Source organism: Sulfitobacter sp. 1A13496, assembly GCF_043557225.1.
GTDB classification, from domain to species: Bacteria; Pseudomonadota; Alphaproteobacteria; order Rhodobacterales; family Rhodobacteraceae; genus Sulfitobacter; species Sulfitobacter faviae.
Genome location: NZ_JBIFFP010000029.1, coordinates 1 through 1,318 on the forward strand (window position 1 = coordinate 1; position 1,318 = coordinate 1,318).

Below are 1,318 nucleotides of genomic sequence, written 5' to 3' on the forward strand. Positions count from 1 at the left end.
GGGAGTGTGCGTAATTTTGTGCCCTGGCGCCTTTAGTTACGCCATGGGAAAGCGTTCTTCGAACATAATGGCGAGTTGGCTTTTAACGCGGTGCCATTCACGCACAGATCGCTTCCACTCGACGGAAGTAGCATTGAGGGCCAAGTAGATCAACTTCGCCGCCGCTTCATCGCTCGGGAAGTGGCCGCGGGTTCGCACCGCACGCCGGATTTTCGAGTTCAAAGCTTCTATGGCATTCGTCGTGTAAATAAGTCGGCGCACTTCGGGCGGGTAGTCGAGAAACGGGATCACCTCGTTCCAGGCTCTGCGCCAGCTCGGTGCGATGGCCGGATAGCGCTTGGCCAGATCACTCTCCTCGAACTCGGCCAGCGCAGCCTCTGCTGCTTCGACGTCCAAGGCGGTGTAGACCGCCTTCAGGGCTGTCGCCACGGCCTTGCGGTCCTTGTAGCTGGCGAAGCTCATAGAGTGGCGCAGCAAATGAACGATGCACGTCTGAACCTGGGCTTCCGGGAAAGCTGCCTCAATGGCCTGAGGGAAGCCTTTGAGACCGTCGACCACGGCAATCAGAATGTCCTGAACGCCCCTGTGGCGTAGATCATTCAGAACCTTTGCCCAAAATTTGGCACCCTCGTTGGCCTGGAACCACAGCCCCAGAACGTCCCGGGTGCCGTCTGGACGGATCGCCAAGGCCACGAAGACCGCTTTGTTCGAGACCGCTCCATCACTGCGGATGTTGACGCGGATCGCGTCCATGAACACCACGGGATAGCAGGGTTCCAGTGGCCGGCTCTGCCAGGCGGTGACCTCGTCCATCACAGCCTCAGTGATCACCGATATCAAGCTGGGTGATGCCTCAAAGCCGTAAATCTCCTCAATGTGCCCTTGGATCTCACGGGTCGTCATTCCGCGTGCATACATGCTGACGATCTTGCGGTCGAACTCGGGAAAACGACGCTGATACTTGGCTATCAACAGCGGATCAAAGGTGCCGTTGCGGTCGCGCGGAATGTCCAGGATGACCTTCCCACTGTCGGTAGTCACAGTCTTCTGGCTGCTGCCATTACGACGATTGGGCGGATGGTTCTGGCCTTCCGCGACACCTTCTTCGCGCTCTGCCCCAAGATGTTCCTCCATCTCAGCTGTTAAAGCGCGTTCTGCCAATGCTTTGGTCAACTCGGCAAGAATGCCCTCCTTGCCGAATAGGTCGCCAGAGGACCGGCCTTCCATCAGTTGGTCTAATAGCTTTTTGTCGATGCTCATACGTGGGTCTCCTTATAGAGCAGTTACCACGCCAGAGCACAAAATTCAGGACAGTCCC

General features: G+C 57.4%; 1 protein-coding gene. It reads right to left on the minus strand.

The genetic code is table 11. The annotated features are described in order from the left end of the window. Positions 1–36: 36 nt before the first annotated feature. Positions 37–1,260, minus strand: a complete 1,224-nt coding sequence (locus ACGYLX_RS19010; protein ID WP_243261443.1) for an IS256 family transposase — start codon at positions 1,258–1,260, stop codon at positions 37–39. Positions 1,261–1,318 lie beyond the last annotated feature (58 nt).